The 20138-nt window shown below is 73.6% G+C and carries 21 protein-coding genes; 18 read left to right on the top strand and 3 right to left on the bottom strand.

The window, feature by feature from the left end; all coding sequences use genetic code 11:
* Nucleotides 1–12: 12 nt before the first annotated feature.
* Nucleotides 13–801 carry an enoyl-CoA hydratase/isomerase family protein gene (locus tag K8U61_RS22670; protein ID WP_224125283.1) on the bottom strand — a complete coding sequence of 263 codons (789 nt, stop codon included), beginning with the start codon at nt 799–801 and terminating at the stop codon, nt 13–15.
* 136 nt (nt 802–937) lie between these two features.
* Between K8U61_RS22670 and K8U61_RS22665 the strand changes: the two genes are divergently transcribed.
* The 7 genes from K8U61_RS22665 to K8U61_RS22635 are packed head-to-tail and all read left to right on the top strand — an operon-like array spanning nt 938 to nt 8049.
* Nucleotides 938–1837, top strand: a complete 900-nt coding sequence (locus K8U61_RS22665) for a fumarylacetoacetate hydrolase family protein (protein WP_224125282.1) — start codon at nt 938–940, stop codon at nt 1835–1837.
* Nucleotides 1834–3276, top strand: coding sequence for an aldehyde dehydrogenase (NADP(+)) (locus K8U61_RS22660; RefSeq protein WP_224125281.1), 1443 nt, complete (start codon nt 1834–1836; stop codon nt 3274–3276). Before K8U61_RS22665 ends, K8U61_RS22660 begins: the two co-directional genes overlap by 4 nt.
* Before the next feature lie 9 nt (nt 3277–3285).
* A complete protein-coding gene (locus K8U61_RS22655) occupies nt 3286–4467 on the top strand; it encodes a CaiB/BaiF CoA transferase family protein (RefSeq protein ID WP_224125280.1) in 1182 nt (393 codons plus the stop codon).
* Nucleotides 4464–5534, top strand: coding sequence for a type 2 periplasmic-binding domain-containing protein (locus tag K8U61_RS22650; protein ID WP_224125279.1), 1071 nt, complete (start codon nt 4464–4466; stop codon nt 5532–5534). Before K8U61_RS22655 ends, K8U61_RS22650 begins: the two co-directional genes overlap by 4 nt.
* 3 nt (nt 5535–5537) lie before the next feature.
* Nucleotides 5538–6245: a FadR/GntR family transcriptional regulator gene (locus K8U61_RS22645; protein ID WP_224125278.1), complete on the top strand. Its 708-nt coding sequence runs from the start codon at nt 5538–5540 to the stop codon at nt 6243–6245.
* Entirely contained in the window at nt 6242–6985 is a 744-nt protein-coding gene (locus tag K8U61_RS22640; protein WP_224125277.1) for an SDR family NAD(P)-dependent oxidoreductase, read from the top strand. Before K8U61_RS22645 ends, K8U61_RS22640 begins: the two co-directional genes overlap by 4 nt.
* Nucleotides 6982–8049, top strand: a complete 1068-nt coding sequence (locus K8U61_RS22635) for an aldose 1-epimerase family protein (protein WP_224125276.1) — start codon at nt 6982–6984, stop codon at nt 8047–8049. The genes K8U61_RS22640 and K8U61_RS22635 overlap by 4 nt, the downstream gene beginning before the upstream one ends.
* A gap of 7 nt (nt 8050–8056) precedes the next feature.
* Here K8U61_RS22635 and K8U61_RS22630 read toward each other — a convergent pair whose 3' ends face one another.
* Nucleotides 8057–8818: a FadR/GntR family transcriptional regulator gene (locus tag K8U61_RS22630; RefSeq protein ID WP_224125275.1), complete on the bottom strand. Its 762-nt coding sequence runs from the start codon at nt 8816–8818 to the stop codon at nt 8057–8059.
* Nucleotides 8819–8982: 164 nt separating this feature from the next.
* Between K8U61_RS22630 and K8U61_RS22625 the strand changes: the two genes are divergently transcribed.
* The 9 genes from K8U61_RS22625 to K8U61_RS22585 are packed head-to-tail and all read left to right on the top strand — an operon-like array spanning nt 8983 to nt 16934.
* Nucleotides 8983–10176, top strand: a complete 1194-nt coding sequence (locus K8U61_RS22625) for a mandelate racemase/muconate lactonizing enzyme family protein (RefSeq protein ID WP_263427591.1) — start codon at nt 8983–8985, stop codon at nt 10174–10176.
* Nucleotides 10177–10186: 10 nt separating this feature from the next.
* Nucleotides 10187–11032: an amidohydrolase family protein gene (locus K8U61_RS22620; protein WP_224125274.1), complete on the top strand. Its 846-nt coding sequence runs from the start codon at nt 10187–10189 to the stop codon at nt 11030–11032.
* Complete coding sequence (locus K8U61_RS22615; RefSeq protein ID WP_224125273.1) at nt 11029–12003, top strand: aldo/keto reductase; 975 nt, start codon at nt 11029–11031, stop codon at nt 12001–12003. Before K8U61_RS22620 ends, K8U61_RS22615 begins: the two co-directional genes overlap by 4 nt.
* 24 nt (nt 12004–12027) lie before the next feature.
* Complete coding sequence (locus K8U61_RS22610) at nt 12028–13053, top strand: zinc-dependent alcohol dehydrogenase (protein WP_224125272.1); 1026 nt, start codon at nt 12028–12030, stop codon at nt 13051–13053.
* Entirely contained in the window at nt 13050–13811 is a 762-nt protein-coding gene (locus tag K8U61_RS22605) for an SDR family oxidoreductase (protein ID WP_224125271.1), read from the top strand. Before K8U61_RS22610 ends, K8U61_RS22605 begins: the two co-directional genes overlap by 4 nt.
* Nucleotides 13808–14356 (top strand): bifunctional 4-hydroxy-2-oxoglutarate aldolase/2-dehydro-3-deoxy-phosphogluconate aldolase, encoded by a 549-nt coding sequence (eda, locus tag K8U61_RS22600; RefSeq protein ID WP_224125270.1) that lies wholly within the window; start codon nt 13808–13810, stop codon nt 14354–14356. Before K8U61_RS22605 ends, eda begins: the two co-directional genes overlap by 4 nt.
* Complete coding sequence (locus K8U61_RS22595; RefSeq protein WP_224125269.1) at nt 14353–15288, top strand: sugar kinase; 936 nt, start codon at nt 14353–14355, stop codon at nt 15286–15288. The genes eda and K8U61_RS22595 overlap by 4 nt, the downstream gene beginning before the upstream one ends.
* 24 nt (nt 15289–15312) lie before the next feature.
* Nucleotides 15313–16164 (top strand): fumarylacetoacetate hydrolase family protein, encoded by an 852-nt coding sequence (locus tag K8U61_RS22590; protein ID WP_224125268.1) that lies wholly within the window; start codon nt 15313–15315, stop codon nt 16162–16164.
* Complete coding sequence (locus tag K8U61_RS22585; protein WP_224125294.1) at nt 16164–16934, top strand: SDR family NAD(P)-dependent oxidoreductase; 771 nt, start codon at nt 16164–16166, stop codon at nt 16932–16934. Before K8U61_RS22590 ends, K8U61_RS22585 begins: the two co-directional genes overlap by 1 nt.
* On the opposite strand, the gene K8U61_RS22580 is transcribed toward K8U61_RS22585, so the two are convergent.
* Nucleotides 16894–17601: a FadR/GntR family transcriptional regulator gene (locus tag K8U61_RS22580; protein ID WP_224125267.1), complete on the bottom strand. Its 708-nt coding sequence runs from the start codon at nt 17599–17601 to the stop codon at nt 16894–16896. The two genes, K8U61_RS22585 and K8U61_RS22580, sit on opposite strands and share 41 nt — an antisense overlap.
* 205 nt (nt 17602–17806) lie before the next feature.
* On the opposite strand from K8U61_RS22580, the gene K8U61_RS22575 reads away from it, so the two are divergent.
* Nucleotides 17807–19207: an ABC transporter substrate-binding protein gene (locus K8U61_RS22575; protein WP_224125266.1), complete on the top strand. Its 1401-nt coding sequence runs from the start codon at nt 17807–17809 to the stop codon at nt 19205–19207.
* Nucleotides 19204–20136, top strand: a complete 933-nt coding sequence (locus K8U61_RS22570; protein ID WP_224125265.1) for a carbohydrate ABC transporter permease — start codon at nt 19204–19206, stop codon at nt 20134–20136. The genes K8U61_RS22575 and K8U61_RS22570 overlap by 4 nt, the downstream gene beginning before the upstream one ends.
* The last annotated feature ends 2 nt before the right edge of the window (nt 20137–20138 follow it).

Raw genomic sequence — 20138 nt, 5'->3', positions numbered from 1 at the left:
CCCGCCCATCGGCTAGCGCCGGCGGAACTCCGGGGCGCGTTTCTCCGCGAACGCCCGGCGTCCCTCGGCAGCGTCCTCGGTGGCGAAGCAGATGGTCTGCAGGTCGCGCTCGTACTCCAGGGCGTGGTCCTCCGACATCGCGGTGGCCGCGCGCAGGTTGACCTTGGCCGTCTCGACCGCGATCGGGGCGCGCGCGGCGATGGTGGCGGCGAGCTCGAGCGCGCGCGGCACCAGCGCGTCCGGCTCGTGCACCTCGGAGACGAGCTGCCAGGCGAGCGCCTGCTCGGCCAGGACCGGGTCGCCGGTCATCAGCATCAGGGCGGCGTTGCTGGGTCCCGCGGCGCGGGAGAGGAACGCCGACATCCCGCCGCCGCCGATCCAGCCGAGCTTGACCTCGGGGGCGCCCAGGCGGGCGGTCGTCGAGGCGAGCCGGATGTCGCAGGAGAGCGCGGTCTCGAGGCCGCCGCCGAGCGCGTAGCCGTTGATCGCGGCGATCGACGGCTTGAGCAGCCGGCGCAGCGCGTCGCAGTAGTCGACCCGGTTGCGGAAGTCCCACGGCGTCGCGTACGAGTCGAGCGCCGTGACGTCCGAGCCGACCGAGAAGGACCGGTCGCCGGCGCCGGTCAGCACCACGGCGCGGACGTCGTCGTCGCCGTTGCACGTCGCGACCGCGGCCACCAGGTCGCGCGCCATCGCCGGGGTGAGCGCGTTGAGCTTGGCCGGCCGGTCGAGGGTGATCGTCGCGATCCGGGCGTCCCGGTCGATCTCGAAGCGGATGGCGCCGTCGGTCGGCTCGGCCATGGGGACTCCCTCGTCAGCGGTTCGTGAGCGGTTGGTCGGACGAAGCCGGCGCTTCGTCGGATGAACGCCTTGACTCTATGAGTATGACGTCATACCTTTCAACCGTTCTCGACCCTCGACCTCGAAAGGCCACTCGGTGCAGATCGTCCGTGCCCGCCTCTCCGACGGCGCCCCCGCCGTCAGCGCCGTCCTCGCCGAGGACGGGCTGCACCCGTTGTCGCTCGAGATCCACGAGCTCCTCTCCTGGTCGGCCGCCGACCTCCGCACGGCCGTCGAGATGGCCGTGGCGGCCGCCCCGGTGCCGGCGCCCGGGCATGTGCTCCAGGCGCCGGTCAGCGGGCTGACCGAGGTCTGGGCGGCGGGCGTCACCTACGAGCGATCGCGCGAGGCGCGCATGGAGGAGAGCGAGAAGGAGGCCGACATCTACGACCGCGTCTACGACGCGGAGCGGCCCGAGCTCTTCTTCAAGGGCGCGTCGTGGCGGGTCGCCGGCACCGGCGAGCCGGTCAGCGTGCGCGCCGACTCCCCGGTCAACGTGCCCGAGCCGGAGCTCGCCGTCGTCGCCAACGCGTACGGCGAGATCGTCGGCTACACGATCTGCAATGACGTCAGCTCCCGCAGCATCGAGGGCGAGAACCCGCTCTACCTGCCGCAGGCCAAGGCCTACCTCGGCGCGTGCGCCGTCGGCCCGGGCATCACCCCCGCCTGGGAGGTGTCCGACCCGCGGGCGCTGCCGATCCTGATGTCGATCGAGCGCGGGGGCGAGGTCGTCTGGAAGGGCGAGGCCAGCACCGCGCAGCTGCACCGCCGGCTCGAGGACCTGGTCGGCTACCTCTTCCGCGAGGACGACTTCCCTCAGGGCGTGGTCCTCGCGACCGGGACCAGTCTGGTGCCCGACCTGCCCTTCACCCTCGAGGGTGGCGACGTCGTGTCGATCGAGCTCGTCGGCCTCGGCGTGCTGACCAACCCGGTGGTGGTCGGCAAGGCCGGGATCGCCCACCTGGTCCACCGGGTGCAGGAGGTGCCCGCGCGATGAGCATCACCAGCATCGACGCTCGCACGGGCGAGCCGCGCGGCGCGTCGTACGACGAGACCTCGGCCGCCGAGGTGGCCGCGACCTGCGCGGCTGCCGCGGCCGCCGCCCCCGGCTGGGCGGCGCTGTCGCGCGCCGATCGGGCAGGCGCGCTGGAGGACGTCGCCGCCGCGCTCGAGGCGCGGTCGGCGGAGATCATCGCCACCGCCGACGCCGAGACCGCCCTCGGTGAGCCGCGCCTGACCGGCGAGCTCGCGCGCACCTGCTTCCAGCTCCGCTTCTTCGCCGAGGTCGTGCGGGAGGGCTCCTACCTGGAGGCCACCATCGACCACGCCGACACCTCGCCGATGGGCCCGCGCCCCGACCTGCGCCGGATGCTCGTGCCGGTCGGCCCGGTCGCGGTCTTCGGTGCCAGCAACTTCCCGCTCGCGTTCTCCGTGCCGGGCGGCGACACCGCCTCGGCGCTCGCCGCCGGGTGCCCGGTCGTCGTCAAGGCCCACGAGGCCCACCCGGCGACGTCCGTGCTCTGCTTCGAGGCGATGCGCGCGGTGCTGCCGGACGGCGTGATCTCGCTCGTCCTCGGCCGCGCGGCCGGCGCCGCGCTGGTGCGCGACCCGCACGTGCGCGCCGTCGGCTTCACCGGCTCGACCCGCGGCGGCCGGGCCCTCGCCGACCTCGCGGCCGCCCGGCCCGAGCCGATCCCGTTCTACGGCGAGCTCGGCAGCGTCAACGCCTTCGTCGTGACGCCGGCGGCGGCCGCCGTCCGGGCCGAGGAGATCGGCAGGGGACTCGCGGACTCCTTCACCCTGGGTGCCGGTCAGTTCTGCACCAAGCCGGGACTGGCCCTCGTGCCCGCCGGCGCCGACGGCGACGGGCTGCGCGACGCCGTGACGACGGCGGCCGAGGGCCGCACCTTCACGATGCTCACCGACGGCATCCGGCACGCCTACGAGACCGCCGCCGGGCGGGCCGACACCCGCGCCGTCACGCCGACGATCGTCGAGGTCGAGGCCGGCGAGCTCACCCCGGAGCTGCTCGAGGAGGTCTTCGGGCCCTACCTCGTCATCGCCCGGTACGACGGGGCCGCCGACCTCGACGCGGCGATCGACGCGCTGCCCGGCGCGCTGACCGCGACCGTGCACGGCGAGGACGACGACCGGCTCGGCGCCGACCTCGCGCGCTCGCTACCGAACCGGGTCGGCCGGGTCGTGTGGAACGGCTACCCGACCGGCGTCTCCGTCGGCTGGGCCCAGCACCACGGCGGCCCCTGGCCGGGCACCAACACCCTCTTCACCTCGGTCGGCGCCACGGCGGTCCGTCGCTTCCAGCGGCCGGTCGCCTGGCAGTCCGCCCCCGCCTCCGTCCTCCCCGAGGAGCTGCGCGACGACCACGACGGCATCCCCCGTCGCGTCGACGGCGTGCTCCACCTCCCCACGACCTGAAGGCTGCCGATGTCCGTCCTCTCCGGCTACCGCGTCCTCGACCTGTCCATCGCCATGGCCGGCCCGCTGGCCGCCATGCGCCTCGGCGACCTCGGCGCCGACGTGCTCAAGATCGAACCCGTGACGGGGGAGTGGCAGCGGCACACCTCGGCCGGCGGTGCCGTCGGCAACGAGGTGAACGCCTCCTTCCTCTCCCTCAACCGCAACAAGCGCAGCCTGGCGGTCGACCTCAAGAGCGCGGCCGGCAAGGAGCTCGTGCTCCGCCTGGCCGCCGACGCCGACGTCTTCCTGCAGAACTACCGTCCCGGCGTCGCGGCCCGGCTCGGCCTCGACCACGAGGCGATCCGCGCGGTGCGGCCCGACATCGTCTACGTCTCGATGAGCGGGTACGGCGAGGACGGTCCGTACGTCGACCGGCCCGGTCAGGACCTGCTGCTGCAGAGCCTCAGCGGCGCGCTCTACAGCGCCGGCCGCACCGAGGACCCGCCGCAGGCCGGCCCCTCCTTCGTCGCCGACGCGATCACGGCGTACTCCGCCTTCGAGGGCGTCCTCGCCGCGCTGCTCCACCGCGAGCGCACGGGCGAGGGCCAGAAGGTCGAGGTGAACATGCTCGACGCGATGCTCGCGATGCAGATGCAGGAGCTCTCGGTGCGCACGGTCGGCGGCATCCCGCAGACCCGCGGCCACGAGATCCACGCCCACTCCTACATCCGGGCGCCGTACGGAATCTTCCCGACCAGCGACTCCTACATCGCGCTCGCCTTCGCCGACCTCGGCCTGCTCGCCGAGGTCTTCGGGGACGCCGACCTGGCGCAGTGGGACGCCGAGCGCGACGGCTTCAAGCACCGCGACGCGATCTCGGCCGCGGTCGCGCGGCACCTGCGCACCGACACCACCGCCTCATGGCTCGAGCGGCTCGGCGGTCGCGGCGTCTGGGTCGGTCCGGTCAACTCCTACGACGACGTGATCGACGACCCGCAGGTGCGGCACAACGGCAGCTTCGTCACCTACGAGCACCCGACCGAGGGCACCGTGACGACGCCCGGCTTCGCGTTCCGCCTGACCGCGACCCCGGCGACGGTCGAGCGCGGCGCCCCGACCGTCGGCCAGCACACCGGCGAGATCCTCGCCGAGCTCGGCCTGACCGACGCGGAGGTCGAGGCGCTCGTGCAGGCCAAGGTCGTCGCGTGACCGACCCGGCGCTGCGCGGGATGACCTGGGAGCACCCGCGGGCCTGGCTCGGGCTCGACGCGTTCGACGCCGCGGGTCTCGCACCTCACGTGGGCTGGGACCGGCAGCCGCTGTCCGCCTTCGAGGCGCACCCGATCGCCGACCTGGCCAGCCGCTACGACTTCATGGTCGTCGACCACCCCGGCCTGGGCGCGGCGATCAGCGACGGTGCGGTCGTCGCCTTCGAGGACCTCCTCGACGGCGACGAGCTCGACCGGGTGGTCGGCAGTGCGGTCGGTGCCAGCGGCGCCAGCTACCGCTTCGACGGCCGGACCTACGCGGTGCCGATCGACGCGGCCGCGCAGGTCGGGGTCCGGCGCCCGGGTGTCCCCGTCGTACGCCGCTGGGAGGACGTGCCCGCACTTGCGGACGAGCACCCGGTCGCGCTCTGCCTGGCCGGGCCGCACGCGGGCCTGATGCTGCTCGCGATGTGCTCCGGGCAGCAGCCCGCCGACCCCGCGGTCCTGCTCGACCCGGCCGTCGCCGCCGACGCGATCGCCCTGCTCCGTGCGGTCTTCGCGCGCAGCGGCGGCGAGGTGCTCGACCCGATCGGCATCCACGAGCTGATCGCCTCCGGCGAGGGCGCCGACTGGTGCCCGCTCGCCTACGGCTACGTCACGACGTACGCCGAGCGACTGGCCTGGAGCGACGCCCCCACCTGGCGCGGCGACGTGCCGCTGAGCGTGCTGGGCGGGACCGGCCTCGCCGTCGCCGCCCGGTCCGCGGGCGACAGCGCGGTGCGCGCCTGGGTGCACGGCTTCCTCGACGACGAGGTGCAGACCTCGCTCGTGCCGGAGGCAGGAGGCCAGCCGGCGCACCGGGCCGTGTGGCACGGCGAGGAGCCGTTCTACCGCGACACCGTCGCGACCCTGGAGGCCGCCTGGGTGCGGCCCCGGGTCCCGGGCTGGATCCCGCTGCAGGACGAGCTGTCCGAGGTCGTCCGGTGCGCCGTGGTCGAGGACCGCGATCCCACCGCCGCCCTCGCGGACGTCAACGTGCGCTACGCCGCGCTGCTCGGGGAGGCCTGAGCGATGGCCGCTGACCGGCACGTCCGCGTGGTCCAGGAGCTCGGTGCCCGCATCGTGCGGCTCGACCTGCCCGCGGGCACGCTGCTGCCCACCGAGGACGTGCTCGCCGGCGAGCTGGCGGTCGGCCGCTCGGCCGTGCGCGAGGGAGTCAAGGTGCTGGCCGGCAAGGGCCTGGTCGAGACCCGGCGGAGCGCCGGCACTCGGGTCCGCGCCCGCGAGACCTGGAACCTCCTCGACGCCGACGTCCTGCGCTGGCGGTTCGCGGAGTCGCGGTCGGTCGACCTCGCGATGATCGCCGACCTGCGGGTCGCGCTCGAGCCGGGAGCGGCCCGGCTCGCCGCCGAGTCGACCGACCTGGCGGCCCGGCGTGCGGTGGGCCTCGCGATGAGCGGGCTGTGGGCGACCGTCGAGGACGCCGACGAGGAGTTCGTGCGCGCCGACCTCGCGTTCCACCGCGCCGTCTTCGTGGCCGCCGGGAACGACCTGCTGCTGCACGTGCACGACCAGATCGAGGCGGCGTTCGGCGCCGTACGCCCGCTGCACTCGGCGTCGGCGGGACACAACCGCGAGACGTTGGCCGCGCACGAGGAGGTCGCCGCCGCCGTGCTGCGCGGCCACCACCGCAAGGCCGAGACCGCGATGCGCGCCGTCGTCGAGGGTGCCCGCGCGGACCTGTTGGAGAGGGACAGCCGGAGAGGAGCTGTGTCATGAGTGTTGCCGTCGTGACCGGAGCGGGCGGATCGCTCGGTCGGGCGATCGCGGTGCGGCTGGCCGAGGACGGACGGGCGCTCGCGCTGACCGACGTCGACGAGGCGTCGCTGCGGGAGACCGCCGACCTGGTCCGGTCGACCGGGGCCACCGTGCTCGACCGGGTCGTGGACCTGCGCGACGAGGGTGCGCTGGCGGACTTCTTCGAGGCCGTCCGGTCCGGGCTCGGTCCGGTCACCGCCCTGGTCAACAACGCCGCGATCTACCCGACCGTGCCCTTCCTGGAGATGGACGTGGCCGACTACGACGCCGTCCACGCGGTCAACCAGCGCGGCTACTGGCTCTGCGCCCAGCTCGCCGGGCGGCAGATGGCCGGTGGCGCGGCCGGGGACCGCTCGATCGTCAACGTCGCCTCGATCACGATGCACGGCGGCTGGGAGCAGCTCGCGGCGTACGTGACCACCAAGGGCGGCGCCGTCGCGATGACCCGCGCCCTGGCCCGCGAGCTGGGACCTGCGGGCATCCGGGTCAACGCGGTCTCTCCGGGCGCCTTCAAGACCGCCGCCGAGGAGATCTACGACGACCCCGAGGCCTACAGCGACATGGTGGTCGAGCGGCAGTCGCTCAAGCGGCGCGGCACCCCCGCCGAGCTCGCCGCCGTCGTGTCCTTCCTGACCGGCCCGGACGCCGCCTTCGTCACCGGTCAGACCATCGAGGTCAACGGCGGCTGGGTGATGGCATGAGCAGCAACGACACGGTCCCGTCCCGCCTCGAGATCGCCCGGCACGCCGGCGAGACGAGCGCGTACGGCGGGGTGCGCAGCGTCGTCCTCGACGACGGCGCCGGCCGCGGCATCCGGGTGCTGGAGTTCCGGACCGGCGGCGGCCTCTACTTCGAGGTCCTCGTCGACCGCGCGATGGACATCGGCGTGGCCGAGCTCGACGGCATCACCGTCGGATGGCGCTCGCCGACCGGCTTCCGCCACCCCGGCCTCCACGAGCACGCCGACGAGGAGGGCCTGTCCTGGCTGCGCAGCATGTCGGGGCTCGTCGTTACGGCCGGCCTCGACCACACCCTCTTCGGCGGCGACGTCGACGCCACCCACTACCGCTACCCGCCCAAGCAGACCGTCCGGCACGGCCTGCACGGCCGGGTCGCCAACATCCCGGCCCGGCTGGTCGGGTACGGCGAGGACTGGGTCGCCGAGGACCACTGCGTGCTCTGGGCCGAGGGCGAGGTCGTGCAGGCGACCAACTTCGGCGAGCACCTGGTGCTGCGGCGGCGCATCGAGGCCGACCTGGGCGGGACCGAGATCCGGCTGACCGACACCGTCATCAACGCCGGCTTCGACCCGACGCCACACATGTTCCTCTACCACGTGAACGTCGGCTGGCCCTTCCTCGACGAGGGCACCCGCTTCGTCGCCGACATCGAGCGGACGCTGTGGCAGACCGACAGCGTCGCCGAGCAGGGCGCCGACCACCTCGTCTTCCACCAGCCGCAGCCCGGGTTCGTCGAGCAGGTCTACGAGCACCACCTGGCGGCCGACCCCGACGGGCGGCACCGCGTCGGCCTGGTCAACCCCGCGCTGGGCCGCTACTTCGAGGTGGACGTCGACGCGACGGCGTTCCCCTGCTTCTTCGAGTGGCTCAACCTGCGCGAGGGCGCCTGGGCGGTCGGCCTGGAGCCGTCGACGCATCACGTCGCCGGCGACGCCGCCGCCCGCGAGGACGGCAGCATGATCTGGCTCGAGCACGGCGAGGAGCGCCGCTACGCGTCGGTCTTCCGCTTCGGCCGGACCGGCTGAGCTGCGGTCAGGAGCGACCCGGCTTCCCTGCGTGGTCGGGGAGCCGGCGCCGCCGCCAGGACTCGAGGATGTGGCCGTTCATGGAGTCCTGGGCGCGGACGGCGTCCTGCTCGGTGATCGCGGCGTGGATCGCGACGTGCTCACCGAGGGTGATCGCGAACGCGTCCGGGGTGTCGACGCCGTGGTAGCGCCAGCTCTCGAGCGCCCGCTCCATGAGGATGCGGGCGATGGACTCGGCGAGCCGGTTGCCCGACATCGACATCACCAGCTCGTGGAACTCGATGTCGGCCCGGCGGAACTCCGCCTGGTCGTCGATGGTCGAGCGCATCCGCTCGAGCGCCGCGTCGAGGCGGGCCAGCTCCTGGTCGTCGCGGGTCCGGGCGGCCTCGGCCGCCATCACCGACTCGAGCTGGGCACGCACCACGCTCAGCTCGTCGAGGACGCCGAGGGTGTCGTCGTGCTTGATCAGGGCGGTGAGCACCACGCGGTCGAGGATGTTCCAGGACGCGGTCGGGCGCACCTGGGTGCCGCGGCCGCGGGCGATCGTGACCAGGCCCTTCTCCTCGACCCGCTTGACCGACTCGCGGATCACGGTGCGGCTCACGCCGAACTGCTCGCTGAGCGGGCCCTCGGGCGGCAGCGAGTCGCCGGGCTCGAGACGACCCGACACGATCGCGTCGACCAGGTCCTCGACCACCGCCACGCCGAGCATCGGGGTGGGCGTCCGGTTCTGGGCCAGGACCTGACCCTGCTCGCGTTCCCTCGCCATGCGCAGGAGTGTAGGACGTCAGACCTTTGGCGGGCGGCGATCGGCCGCCGGACTGGACTCGTCCGCATTGACATCAGACATCATATGTTTGATGATGTGCTTCCCAGGCCGGAACGACCGGCCCTGGACACGACGCCGCACCGCGGCCGGGAGGACGTGCACGGATGCGCATCACGGGCTACCGGACGCTGACGACCCTGCACCGCTGGGGCCGCCCGATCGGTGACGTGAACGGGTACGTCGCCTCCGGCGTCACCAGCATCCCGATCGTGCTCGTCGACACCGACGCCGGCCTGACCGGTGTCGGGCTCGGCGCCAGCGACGGCTTCGACGCCGTCTTCGGCGCCCTCGAGGGCGAGGACCCGCGGTCGGTCACGGCCCTCTACGACCGGATGCTGGCCGCGGTCTTCAAGTCCGGCCACGCCGGCTCGACCTTCGGAGCGATCGGCGCGCTCGACATGGCGCTCTGGGACCTCAAGGCCAAGGCGGCCGACCAGCCGCTGTGGCGCCTCCTCGGCGCACGGGACCGCGTGGTGCCGGCGTACGCCTCGGGCCTCGACGGACCGCTCGACGACGACGAGCTGCTCCGGGTCCAGCGGGCCTTCGCCGAGCGCGGCTTCCGCGCCGCGAAGGTCAAGGGCGGCCTCGACCTCGACGGCGACCTGCGCCGGCTGGCGCTCGTCAGGGACGTCTACGCCGAGGCCACGGGCGGCGCGCCGCGACTGATGCTCGACGCGAACGAGTCGTGGTCGCGCAAGGAGGCGATCGGCTACGTGCGCCGGATCGAGGAGGAGGTCGACCTCGCCTGGATCGAGGAGCCGGTGCGCCGCTGGGACGCCGACGGTCACGCCATGATCACCCGCGCCGTCCGAGCCGCCGTCGCGACCGGCGAGAACCTCACCGGGCTCGAGCAGTTCCGGCCGCTGCTGCAGGCGGGCGCCGTCGACGTCGTCCAGACCGGCAGCGTCTGGGGGGTGACCCACTTCCTCCGGGTGGCCGCGCTCGCCCACGCCTTCGACCTCCCCGTCAGCCCGGTCGGCTACAACGCCAACCCGCTCGCCCACGCGGCGGCCGCCGTGCCCAACCACATCGGCACCGAGGTGCAGGACCTCGGCGAGCCGGTCGGCGTCGCCGTCGACCAGGAGATCGCGGACGGCGCGATCGTGCTCGGCGACGAGCCCGGCCTCGGCCTCCGCGTCGACGAGGCCGCGATCGCGGCGCTCGCCGAGTCGGCCGACTGGGGCAGCACCGGCGGCCCCCACGTCCGCCCCGACCGCGCCGGCAAGCGGCTGCTGGCCCCGGAGCCGCACCCGTTCGCGCCGACCCTCGGCACCGTCTCGATCCCCCCGCGCGACTGAGCCGGCCGCCATGCGGATCGACGCGCACCACCACGTCTGGGACCTCCGCGACCGGCCCCAGCCCTGGACCGACGACCTCCCGGTGCTGCGCCGGTCGTTCCGGTTCTCCGAGCTCGCGACGCAGCTCGCCGAGGCCGAGGTCGACGGCACCGTCGTCGTGCACACCGTGGCCGACCCGGACGAGACCCGTGACCTCCTCGCGCTGGCCGCGGCCGAGCCGCTGGTGCTCGGCGTCGTCGGTTGGTTCGACCTGGAGGCTCCCGACCTCGACGAGACGGTCGCCGCCGCTCGCGAGCTGCCCGGCGGCCGGCACCTGGTCGGCGCCCGGCACCAGCTCCAGGTCGAGCCGGACAAGGCCTGGCTCGACCGGCCCGCCGTCCGACGCGGCCTGCGCGTCCTCGCCCGGCACGGCCTGGTCTGGGACCTGGTCGTCTCGCCCGAGCAGCTCCCCGCCGTGACCCGGGCCGTCGCCGAGCTGCCGGAGGTCTCCTTCGTCCTCGACCACGCCGGCAAGCCGCCGATCGCGCGCGGCGACCTGACGCAGTGGCGCGCCGACCTGACCGCCCTGGCGGCGCTCGAGAACGTCGCGGTCAAGCTCTCCGGACTGGTCACCGAGGCGTCCTGGAGCCGGTGGCGGCTCGCCGACCTGCAGCCCGCGGCCGACACCGTCCTGGACCGCTTCGGCGCCGCGCGCACCATGGTCGGCTCCGACTGGCCGGTCTGCCTGCTCGCGGGCGCCGAGTACGAGCTCGTCGCGAGCATCGGCGGTCGCCTGGTCGCGGGCCTCTCCGACGACGAGCGCGCCGAGGTCGAGGGCGGCACCGCCGCCCGCTGGTACGACCTGGAGTCGGCATGACGGGCCCGACCGTGGCGCCGGTCCCGGTCCCGATCGGCGGCACCGACGTCCGGGTGACCGACCTCGGCTTCGGCGGCGCCTCGCTCGGCAACCTCTACCGGGCGACCACCGAGGAGGAGGGGCGGGCCGCCGTCGCCGCGGCGTACGACGCCGGCATCCGCTACTTCGACACCGCGCCGCACTACGGGCTCGGCCTCTCGGAGCTCCGGCTGGGGCGCGCCCTCGCGGACTACCCGCGTGCGACCTTCACCGTCTCGACGAAGGTCGGGCGCGCGCTCGACCCGCACCCGGCGCCGACGGGGTCCGACCTGGCCGCGGGCGGCTTCGACGTGCCCGACGCCCTGGTGCGCCGGTGGGACTTCTCGGCGGCCGGCGTCCGGCGCAGCCTCGAGGAGAGCCGGGAGCGCCTGGGGCTCGACCGGATCGACATCGTCTACGTCCACGACCCCGACGACCACGCCGACCAGGCGATCGCCGAGGCGATCCCCGCGCTGGTCGAGCTGCGCGACAGCGGGGTGATCGGCGCCGTCGGCATCGGCATGAACCAGGTGGCCGTGCCGCTGCGCGCCGTCCTCGAGACCGACCTCGACGTCGTCATGCTCGCGAACCGCTGGACCCTGCTCGACCGCAGCGGGCAGGAGCTCGTGGACACCTGCGCTGAGCGGGGCGTGTCCGTGGTGGCCGCCGCGCCGTTCAACTCCGGGCTCCTCGCGCGGCCGCGACCGACCGCCGACGCCATGTACGACTACCAGCCGGCGAGCGCCGAGCTGCTCGCGCGGGTCAACGGCCTCGCCGACGTCTGCGAGCGGTGGGGCGTGACCCTCCCCGACGCGGCCGTGCAGTTCCCGCTCCGGCACCCCGCCGTCGTGTCGGTGGTCGCCGGACTGCGCGACCCCGAGCAGGTCGCCCAGCTAGTGGCCCGCCGGGACGCCACCGTGCCCGCGCCGGCGTGGGCCGAGCTCGACTCCTGACCCTCCGACCGAGAGAGAACACCCATGCTCAGCGCGTCCTACGTCGCCCCCCGCACCATCGAGGTCGGCGAGGCGGCCGTCCTGCCGCCCGGACCGGGGGAGGTCCAGATCGCCGTGGCGTACGCCGGCATCTGCGGGACCGACCTCCACGTCTTCCACGGCGACATGGACGCCCGGGTCGCCACGCCGGCCGTGATCGGCCACGAGATGTCCGGCCTGGTCGCCGCCGTGGGCGCGGGCGTCGGGGGGTGGGACGTCGGCGACGCCGTGACCGTCATGCCGCTCGTGTGGGACGGCACCTGCCCGGCCTGCCGCGCGGGTCACCAGCACGTCTGCCAGCACCTCGACTTCGTCGGCATCGACTCCCCGGGTGCACTGCAGGGCCGGTGGAACGTCCGCGCCGACCTGCTGGTCGGCCTCCCCGCCGGGCTCTCGCTCCGGCATGCCGCGCTGGTCGAGCCGGTCGCCGTGGCCGTTCACGACGTACGCCGCTCGGAGCTCGCGGCCGGGGACCGCGCGGTCGTCCTCGGGGGCGGCCCGATCGGCGTGCTCATCGCGGTCGTCGCCCGCGACGCGGGTGCCGAGGTCCTCGTCGTCGAGCCGGATCCTGGTCGCCGCGCGATGATCGAGGGCTTCGGCCTGCGCGCCGTCGACCCCGGCGAGACCGACCTCGTCGGCGTCGTCGAGTCGTGGACCGGCGGTGCCGGTGCCGACGTCGTCTTCGAGGTCTCCGGCGCGGCCGCGGCGGTGCTGAGCGCCACCGCGGTGGCCAAGGTGCGGGGCACGGTCGTGGTCGTCGCGATCCACCCGCAGCCCAAGCCGGTCGACCTCCAGCGGGTCTTCTGGCGCGAGCTGCGCCTCCTGGGGGCCCGTGTCTACGAGCGCACCGACTTCGAGCGCGCGGTCGAGCTCCTCGCCAGCGGCGTGGTCCCGGCGGACGCGGTGATCTCCGAGGTCGTGCCGCTGACGGCCGTGGCCGACGCGTTCACCGCGCTCGAGTCGGGCCGGGCCATGAAGATCCTCGTCGACTGCCAGGTGGCGGACCGGTGAGCCCCTTCGACCTCACCGGCCGCCTCGCCGTCGTCACCGGCGCGCGCCGCGGCATCGGCCTGGCGATGGCCGTCGCGCTGGCCGAGGCCGGCGCGGACGTCATCGGGGTCAGCGCCCAGCTCGAGGCCGATCCCGGGGCGAGCGAGGTGGGCCGGTCGGTCACCGCCGCCGGTCGCACCTTCGAGGGCCGTCGCTGCGACTTCGCCGACACCGACGCCGTCGCCGCCCTCGGTGCCGAGCTCGCCGAGCGGGCGCCGGACATCCTGGTCAACAACGCCGGCACCATCCGCCGCCAGCCGGCGGTCGAGCACGCCCGCGAGCTGTGGGACGAGGTGATCGCGGTCAACCTCTCCTCGCAGTTCGCGCTCACCCAGGCGCTCGCGGCCCCCATGCTCGAGCGCGGGTCCGGGAAGGTCGTGTTCACCGCGTCGCTGCTCTCCTTCCAGGGCGGCATCAACGTGCCCGGCTACGCCGCGTCGAAGTCCGGCATCGCCGGTCTCACCAAGGCCCTCGCCAATGAGTGGGCACCGCGTGGCGTCAACGTCAACGCCATCGCGCCCGGCTACATCGCCACCGACAACACCCAGGCCCTGCAGGACGACCCCGACCGCTCGCGCTCCATCCTGGAGCGGATCCCGGCCGGCCGCTGGGGCCGCGCCGACGACCTCGCCGGCGCCACGGTCTTCCTCGCCAGCCCGGCCTCCGACTACGTCGACGGCGTCGTGCTCCCCGTGGACGGCGGCTGGCTCGGCCGATGACCCTGCTCGACGTCCTCGCCCGTGAGCGGTTCCTCCCGCTCGCGGTCGTCGGCCACGCCGCCGAGGCCCCGGCGCTGGTCGACGAGATCGCCGCGGCCGGGCACGGACTGGTCGAGATCGCGCTGCGCACCGACGCCGCCGTCGAGGCGATCGCCGGGGTCGGCGGCCGGACCGACGTGCTGGTCGGGGCCGGCACCGTGACCACCACCGAGCAGGTGGACGCCGTCGTCGACGCGGGCGCACGCTTCGTCGTGACACCCGGCTTCCGGGCCGACGTGGTCGCGCGGTGCCTCGACCGCGGCGTCGACGTCCTCCCCGGTGTCGCCACCCCCGGCGAGGTGATGGCCGCCGTCGCGGTGGGGCTGAGCACCGTGAAGCTCTTCCCCGCCGCGGTCCTCGGTGGCCCGGCCATGGTCGACGCGCTCGCCGGCCCCTTCCCCGACGTCCGGGTCGTCCCGAGCGGCGGCATCACCCCGGACCTGGTTCCCGTCTACCTCGAGCGGCCCACGGTGCTCGCGGTCAGCGGCAGCTGGCGGCGGCCGTGAGCGGGCTCGTCACGGTCGGCGAGACCCTCGCCCTGGTGTCCGCCGGCCCCCTCGCCCACGCCACGACCGCCGGCGTCGGGATCGGCGGGGCCGAGAGCAACGTCGCGATCGGCGTACGCCGCCTCGGTGCGCCGGCCACCTGGATCGGCCGCGTCGGCAGGGACTCCCTCGGCTCCCGGGTGCTGCGCGAGCTGCGCGCCGAGGACGTCACCGTGCTCGCGCAGGCGGACGAGACGGCCCCGACCGCGCTCATGGTCAAGGAGACGACCTCGCCCGGCCGCGCCCGGGTCTGGTACTACCGCGACGGCAGCGCCGGGAGCCGGCTGCGCCCCGAGGACCTGCCGGCCGCGGCTCTCGCCGCCGCCGACGTGCTGCACCTGACCGGGATCACCCCCGGTCTCTCCGACACCGCGCGAGCCGCAACGCACGCCGCGCTCGACCTGGCCGGCGCCCGCACGGTCGTCGCGTTCGACGTCAACCACCGGGCCCGTGTCTGGGGCGACCGGGACGCCGCCGCCGTCTACCGGGACCTGGCCGCCCGCGCCGACGTCGTCTTCGCGGGCGAGGACGAGGCGCGCCTGCTGACCGGCACCCCGACGACCGACCCCTACGCGCTGCTCGCCGAGCTCGCCGAGACGACCGCCGGCGACGTGGTGCTCAAGCGCGGTGCCGCCGGTTGCGTCGCCCGCCTCGCCGCGACGACATACGACGTGCCCGCCGTCCCGGTCCCGGTGGTCGACACCGTCGGGGCCGGGGACGCCTTCGTCGCCGGCTACCTCGCCGAGCTGCTCGGCGGCAGGCCGCCGGAGGAGCGGTTGCGGACCGCCGTGCGCTGCGGCGCCTTCGCCTGCCTCGCGCCCGGCGACTGGGAGGGGCTGCCCTCCCGACCCGATCTCGACACCCTCGACCACTCGGACCCCGTGGTCCGCTGAACGCAACCGCACGAAGGAGACACCATGCGACTCGCACGACTCGGCGACGCCGGCTCGGAGATCCCGACCGTCGTCGTCGACGGCACCCACCTCGACCTGCGCCCGCTGACGCAGGATCTCGGCCCGGCGTTCTTCGCCGGCGGCGGACTGGAGCGCGTCGCCGACGCCGTCGCGGCCGGCAGCCTCGAGCCGCTCGACGGTGCCGCCGACCTGCGGGTCGGTCCCGCCCTCGCACGCCCGGGCAAGATCGTCTGCATCGGCCTGAACTACCGCGACCACGCGGCGGAGACCAACGCCGAGATCCCGGCCGAGCCCGTCGTCTTCATGAAGGACCCCTCCACCGTCGTCGGCCCCTTCGACACGGTGCTGGTGCCGCGCAACTCGGTGAAGACCGACTGGGAGGTCGAGCTCGGGGTCGTCATCGGCACCCGGGCCCGCTACCTCGAGTCGCCGGAGCAGGCGCTCGACCACGTCGCCGGCTACGTGCTCTCCCACGACGTCTCGGAGCGCGAGTTCCAGATCGAGCGCGGCGGCCAGTGGGACAAGGGCAAGAGCTGCGAGACCTTCAACCCGCTCGGCGGCGAGCTGGTCACCGCCAACGAGGTGCCCGACCCGCAGGACCTGCGCCTCGAGCTGTCCGTCAACGGCGTGCAGCGCCAGGACGGCACCACCGCCGACATGGTCTTCAGCGTCGCGCACGTCGTCTGGTACCTCAGCCAGTTCATGGTCCTCGAGCCCGGCGACCTCATCAACACCGGCACTCCGGCGGGCGTCGCGATGGGCCAGGCCGACAAGCCCTACCTGCGCGCGGGGGACGTCGTCGAGCTCTCGATCACCGGGCTCGGCTCGGCCCGGCAGACCTTCGGGCAGGCGTGATGACCCGGCCGGCGGAGTACGACGGCCTGGTCGCCGTCGTCACCGGAGGCGCGGCCGGCATCGGCCTCGCGATCGCCGAGGAGCTGGGCGAGCGCGGGGCACGGGTCGCGGCCCTCGACCTCGACGTCGGCGAGCTGCCCGACGGGATCCTCGGGGTGACCTGCGACGTGACGGACCGGGCCTCGATCGACGCCGCGGTCGCGCAGGTGGTCGCCGAGCTCGGCGGCATCGACGTGCTCGTCAACAACGCGGGCATCAGCGCGGTCGGGACCGTCGAGGACCTCTCGGACGAGGACTGGCACCGCGTCCTCGACGTCAACGTGGTCGGCATCGCGCGCAGCTCGGCCGCTGTGCTGCCGCACCTGCGCGGCTCCGAGCACGCCGCGATCGTCAACATGTGCTCGATCGGTGCCCTCAACGGGCTGCCCCAGCGGGTGGCCTACAACGCCTCGAAGGGCGCGGTCCTGGCGCTCACGTACGCCATGGCCACCGACTACGTCGGCGAGGGCATCCGGGTCAACTGCGTCTCGCCCGGCACCGTGCACACCGGCTTCGTGGACCGGATGCTCGCGAAGTTCCCCGACCCGGTGAAGGAGAAGGCCGCCCTCGACGCCCGGCAGGCGACCGGGCGGATGGTGACGCCGCAGGAGGTCGCCGACGCGGTGGCCTACCTGGCCAGCCCGCGCTCGGGCTCGACCACCGGCACCGCGCTCGACGTGGACGGCGGCATCACCCACCTGCGTCCGAGGACGGTGCAGCAGACCTCCTGATGTCGCGCAGCGTCTGAGCCGGCCGGCGCCGCGCCCAGGAGCCGGTGATGTGAGCGTGCATCGCCGTCCCGGCGGCGTCGGCGTCGGCCGCCTCCAGCGCCGCGAGGACGGCCGCGTGCTCGGCCAGCGTCCGCGTCACCGCCTCCGGCGTCACGGCGCCGTGGTAGCGCTCGGTCGTCCTCGCCTTGTCGTGGATCCGGTTCACGATCACCCGCCCGAGCCGGTTGCCCGAGAGCCGCATGACGGCGTCGTGGAAGGCGACGTCCGCCAGCCCGAAGGCGATCGGGTCCTCGCGCAGCGCCGCCATCCGCTCGTACGCCGCGCGCACCTCGGCGACGTCCGTCCCCGACCCTGCCGTCGCGGCGGCCATGTCGCGCTCGAGCCCCGCGCGGACGGCCACGAGCTCGTCGAGGATGGCGCGTGACTCGTCGTGGCGGACCAGCGCGGACAGCACGTCGTCGTCGATCAGGTCCCAGGCGTCGAACTCCCGCACGACCGTGCCGACGCCCTGGTGGCTGCGCACCAGGCCCCGGTCCTGCAGCAGCTTGACCGACTCGCGCACGACGGTGCGCGAGACCCCGAACCGGGCGCCGAGGTCAGCCTCGTTGGGCAGCGCCGAGCCCGCGGCGTACCGGCCCCCGACGACGTCGTCGACCAGCTCGGCCACCACGATCGTCGCCAGGCTGCGGCGTCGCCGACGGCCCGCGGGGGCGTTCCGGGCGATCGCGGACGGGGTGGATCGGGGGGTCGGGGACGAGGTCTCGTCAGGTGCTTGCGCATACGTCACATGTATGATGTTATCCCCATCACAGGTTCCTGGCCCGCAGCCCGCCGGAACGCCTCATCGAAAGAGATCGAGAGAAGGAAGCAGCATGGAGATGGTTCCCACGAACCTCACCCCGGGACGGCGTCCTCGCCGAGCCAGCCGCGTACGGGCCGCGGCGCTCGCCGGCGTGGTCGTCGGCGCCTTCGCCCTCGCCGCCTGTGGCGGCGGGACGAGCGTCGGCGGCAGCAAGGACATCGCCGACTCCGACAGCCAGTACGGCTTCAAGGCCGAGACCCAGGGTGACTCGCAGATCACGGTCTGGGTCGACTCCACCCGGCAGCCGGCCGCCGAGGCCTACAACAAGGCGCACCCGGACAACCCGGTCAAGATCGTCACCTACGACGGCAACGCGAACGGGTCCAACAGCTTCAAGACGAAGTTCCAGCTCTTCGACCGCGCCGGCTCCGGCTGGCCCGACGTCGTGTTCACCACCGACAACAACTCGGCGTCGTGGGGCTCCTTCGACGGCACCGGAGACCTGGCCGCGATGAACAAGGGCCTGGTCCCCGACGACACCCTCAGCGGCTTCGCCGACGGCGCCCTGGACGTGTGCACCATCGACGGCGTCTCCTACTGCCTGCGCAACGACCTGGCCCAGAACGTGCTCTGGTACAACAAGAAGCTCATGGACCAGTTCGGCTACACCGTCCCCACCACGTGGGAGGACTACGAGGCGCTCGCCGACAAGGTCGCCACCGAGCACCCCGGCTACATCGTCGGCACGGCCGGCGACGCCTGGACCCCCGAGATCTACATGTGGGCCGCCGAGTGCCCCGCCAACGACGTCACCGGCGCCACCTCGGTCACCGTCGACACCTCCGACCCGAACTGCGTGAAGGCCGCGCAGATGCTCGACAAGCTCATCGCCAACAAGACGATGTCGACGCTGTCGCTCTTCGGCCCGGAGTTCGCCAAGACCGAGGGCGACAAGGTCCTCATGCTGCCCGGCCCGTCGTGGTACGGCGGCTCGGTCTTCCAGGGCACCCTGAAGACCCCGGCCGGTGAGATCGCCGCCGCCGCTCCGCTGAAGTGGTCGGACGCCTCCGACACCTCGACCGGCAACGTCGGTGGCGGTGCCTGGTGGATCTCCTCGCACAGCAAGAACCTCGCCGCGGCCTCCGACTTCGCCACCTGGGTGACCAGCCAGTCCTCCTTCGACGGCACCCTCGCCCCGACGTACCCGGCCTTCTCGTCGGCGGCGTCCGACTGGGTGGCCGAGACGCAGAAGAGCGGCTACTACGCCAACGACATCTCCGAGCCGTTCCAGCAGGCGGCCGGTGAGGTGTGGTCGGGCTGGGGCTCCGCGGCGTTCAGCCAGGAGGCCATCTGGGCCAAGGTCGTCCAGGCCGGCATGACGCAGGGCAAGACCATCGAGTCCCTGCTGCCCGCGTGGCAGACCGAGATCGAGAACCAGGCCAAGACCCTGGGCTACGAGGTCTCGAAGTGACCCTTCTCGCCCACGAGCGAGCGACCTCCTCCGAGGTAGAGGCCTCCGGGAGCCGGCGCACCGCCGGCTCCTGGAGGCCTCGCGCCGGTCACTTCTTCGTGCTCCCGTACGTCTCGCTGCTGGTGCTCTTCGGCATCATCCCGGTGCTCTACTCGGTGTACCTCGCGTTCACCGACGTCGACGGCGCGTTTGCGGGCTTCTCCAACTTCACCCGCACCGCCTCCGACTACCGCTTCTGGCCGGCGGTCGGTCACGTGGCCGTCTACCTGGTCATCTGGCTGGTCTCGCTCACGGTCCTGGTCGTGAGCCTGACGCTGATGGTCCACCAGATCGCCTCCCGGCGGACCAAGACCTTCATCCGGTTCGCCTACTACATCCCCGGCGCCCTCGCGGGTGCGTCCAGCGTGCTGCTCTGGCTCTTCGTGCTCGACCCGACGGTCAGCCCGGTCGCGCCGATCCTCAAGCTGATCGCCGGTGACCACTTCGCGGAGGTCATCGCCCCGAGCCACCTGCCGTGGATCTTCGCGGTCATCGCCTTCTGGACCGGTGCCGGCGGCTGGGTGCTCGTGCTCTACGGCGCGCTCAACACCATTCCCAGCGACGTGATCGAGGCGGCCCGGGTCGACGGGGCGAGCCCCGTCCGGATCGCGCTGAGCATCCAGCTCCCGATGATCCGCAAGTCGATCACCTACGTCCTGATCCTCGCGTTCGCGGCGGGCACCCAGCTCTTCGTCGAGCCACAGCTGATCTCGCAGGCGAGCTTCGGCGTCGTACCCAACGACTACAGCGTCAACCAGCTGGCCTACCAGTTCGCCTTCACGCAGAACGACTTCAACGGGTCCGCGGCCATCGCGCTCGACCTGCTGGTCGTCTCGCTGATCACCACGAGCCTGTTCGTCGCCCGCGGGCGCCTGTTCGACACCGACTGAGG

The sequence above is a fragment of the Nocardioides mangrovi genome, assembly GCF_020073815.1.
Classification (GTDB): Bacteria; Actinomycetota; Actinomycetes; order Propionibacteriales; family Nocardioidaceae; genus Nocardioides; species Nocardioides mangrovi.
Note: the sequence above shows the minus strand (reverse complement) of the source record. Positions and strands in the feature narration are given on the sequence as shown.

Excerpts from the sequence above, each read along its gene's own strand:
- K8U61_RS22670 (WP_224125283.1), bottom strand. The coding sequence starts at position 801 with ATGGCCGAGCCGACCGACGGCGCCATCCGCTTCGAGATCGACCGGGAC.
- K8U61_RS22660 (WP_224125281.1), top strand. The coding sequence starts at position 1,834 with ATGAGCATCACCAGCATCGACGCTCGCACGGGCGAGCCGCGCGGCGCG.
- K8U61_RS22655 (WP_224125280.1), top strand. The coding sequence starts at position 3,286 with ATGTCCGTCCTCTCCGGCTACCGCGTCCTCGACCTGTCCATCGCCATG.
- K8U61_RS22645 (WP_224125278.1), top strand. The coding sequence starts at position 5,538 with ATGGCCGCTGACCGGCACGTCCGCGTGGTCCAGGAGCTCGGTGCCCGC.
- K8U61_RS22640 (WP_224125277.1), top strand. The coding sequence starts at position 6,242 with ATGAGTGTTGCCGTCGTGACCGGAGCGGGCGGATCGCTCGGTCGGGCG.
- K8U61_RS22635 (WP_224125276.1), top strand. The coding sequence starts at position 6,982 with ATGAGCAGCAACGACACGGTCCCGTCCCGCCTCGAGATCGCCCGGCAC.
- K8U61_RS22630 (WP_224125275.1), bottom strand. The coding sequence starts at position 8,818 with ATGGCGAGGGAACGCGAGCAGGGTCAGGTCCTGGCCCAGAACCGGACG.
- K8U61_RS22625 (WP_263427591.1), top strand. The coding sequence starts at position 8,983 with ATGCGCATCACGGGCTACCGGACGCTGACGACCCTGCACCGCTGGGGC.
- K8U61_RS22620 (WP_224125274.1), top strand. The coding sequence starts at position 10,187 with ATGCGGATCGACGCGCACCACCACGTCTGGGACCTCCGCGACCGGCCC.
- K8U61_RS22615 (WP_224125273.1), top strand. The coding sequence starts at position 11,029 with ATGACGGGCCCGACCGTGGCGCCGGTCCCGGTCCCGATCGGCGGCACC.
- K8U61_RS22610 (WP_224125272.1), top strand. The coding sequence starts at position 12,028 with ATGCTCAGCGCGTCCTACGTCGCCCCCCGCACCATCGAGGTCGGCGAG.
- eda (WP_224125270.1), top strand. The coding sequence starts at position 13,808 with ATGACCCTGCTCGACGTCCTCGCCCGTGAGCGGTTCCTCCCGCTCGCG.
- K8U61_RS22590 (WP_224125268.1), top strand. The coding sequence starts at position 15,313 with ATGCGACTCGCACGACTCGGCGACGCCGGCTCGGAGATCCCGACCGTC.
- K8U61_RS22585 (WP_224125294.1), top strand. The coding sequence starts at position 16,164 with ATGACCCGGCCGGCGGAGTACGACGGCCTGGTCGCCGTCGTCACCGGA.
- K8U61_RS22575 (WP_224125266.1), top strand. The coding sequence starts at position 17,807 with ATGGAGATGGTTCCCACGAACCTCACCCCGGGACGGCGTCCTCGCCGA.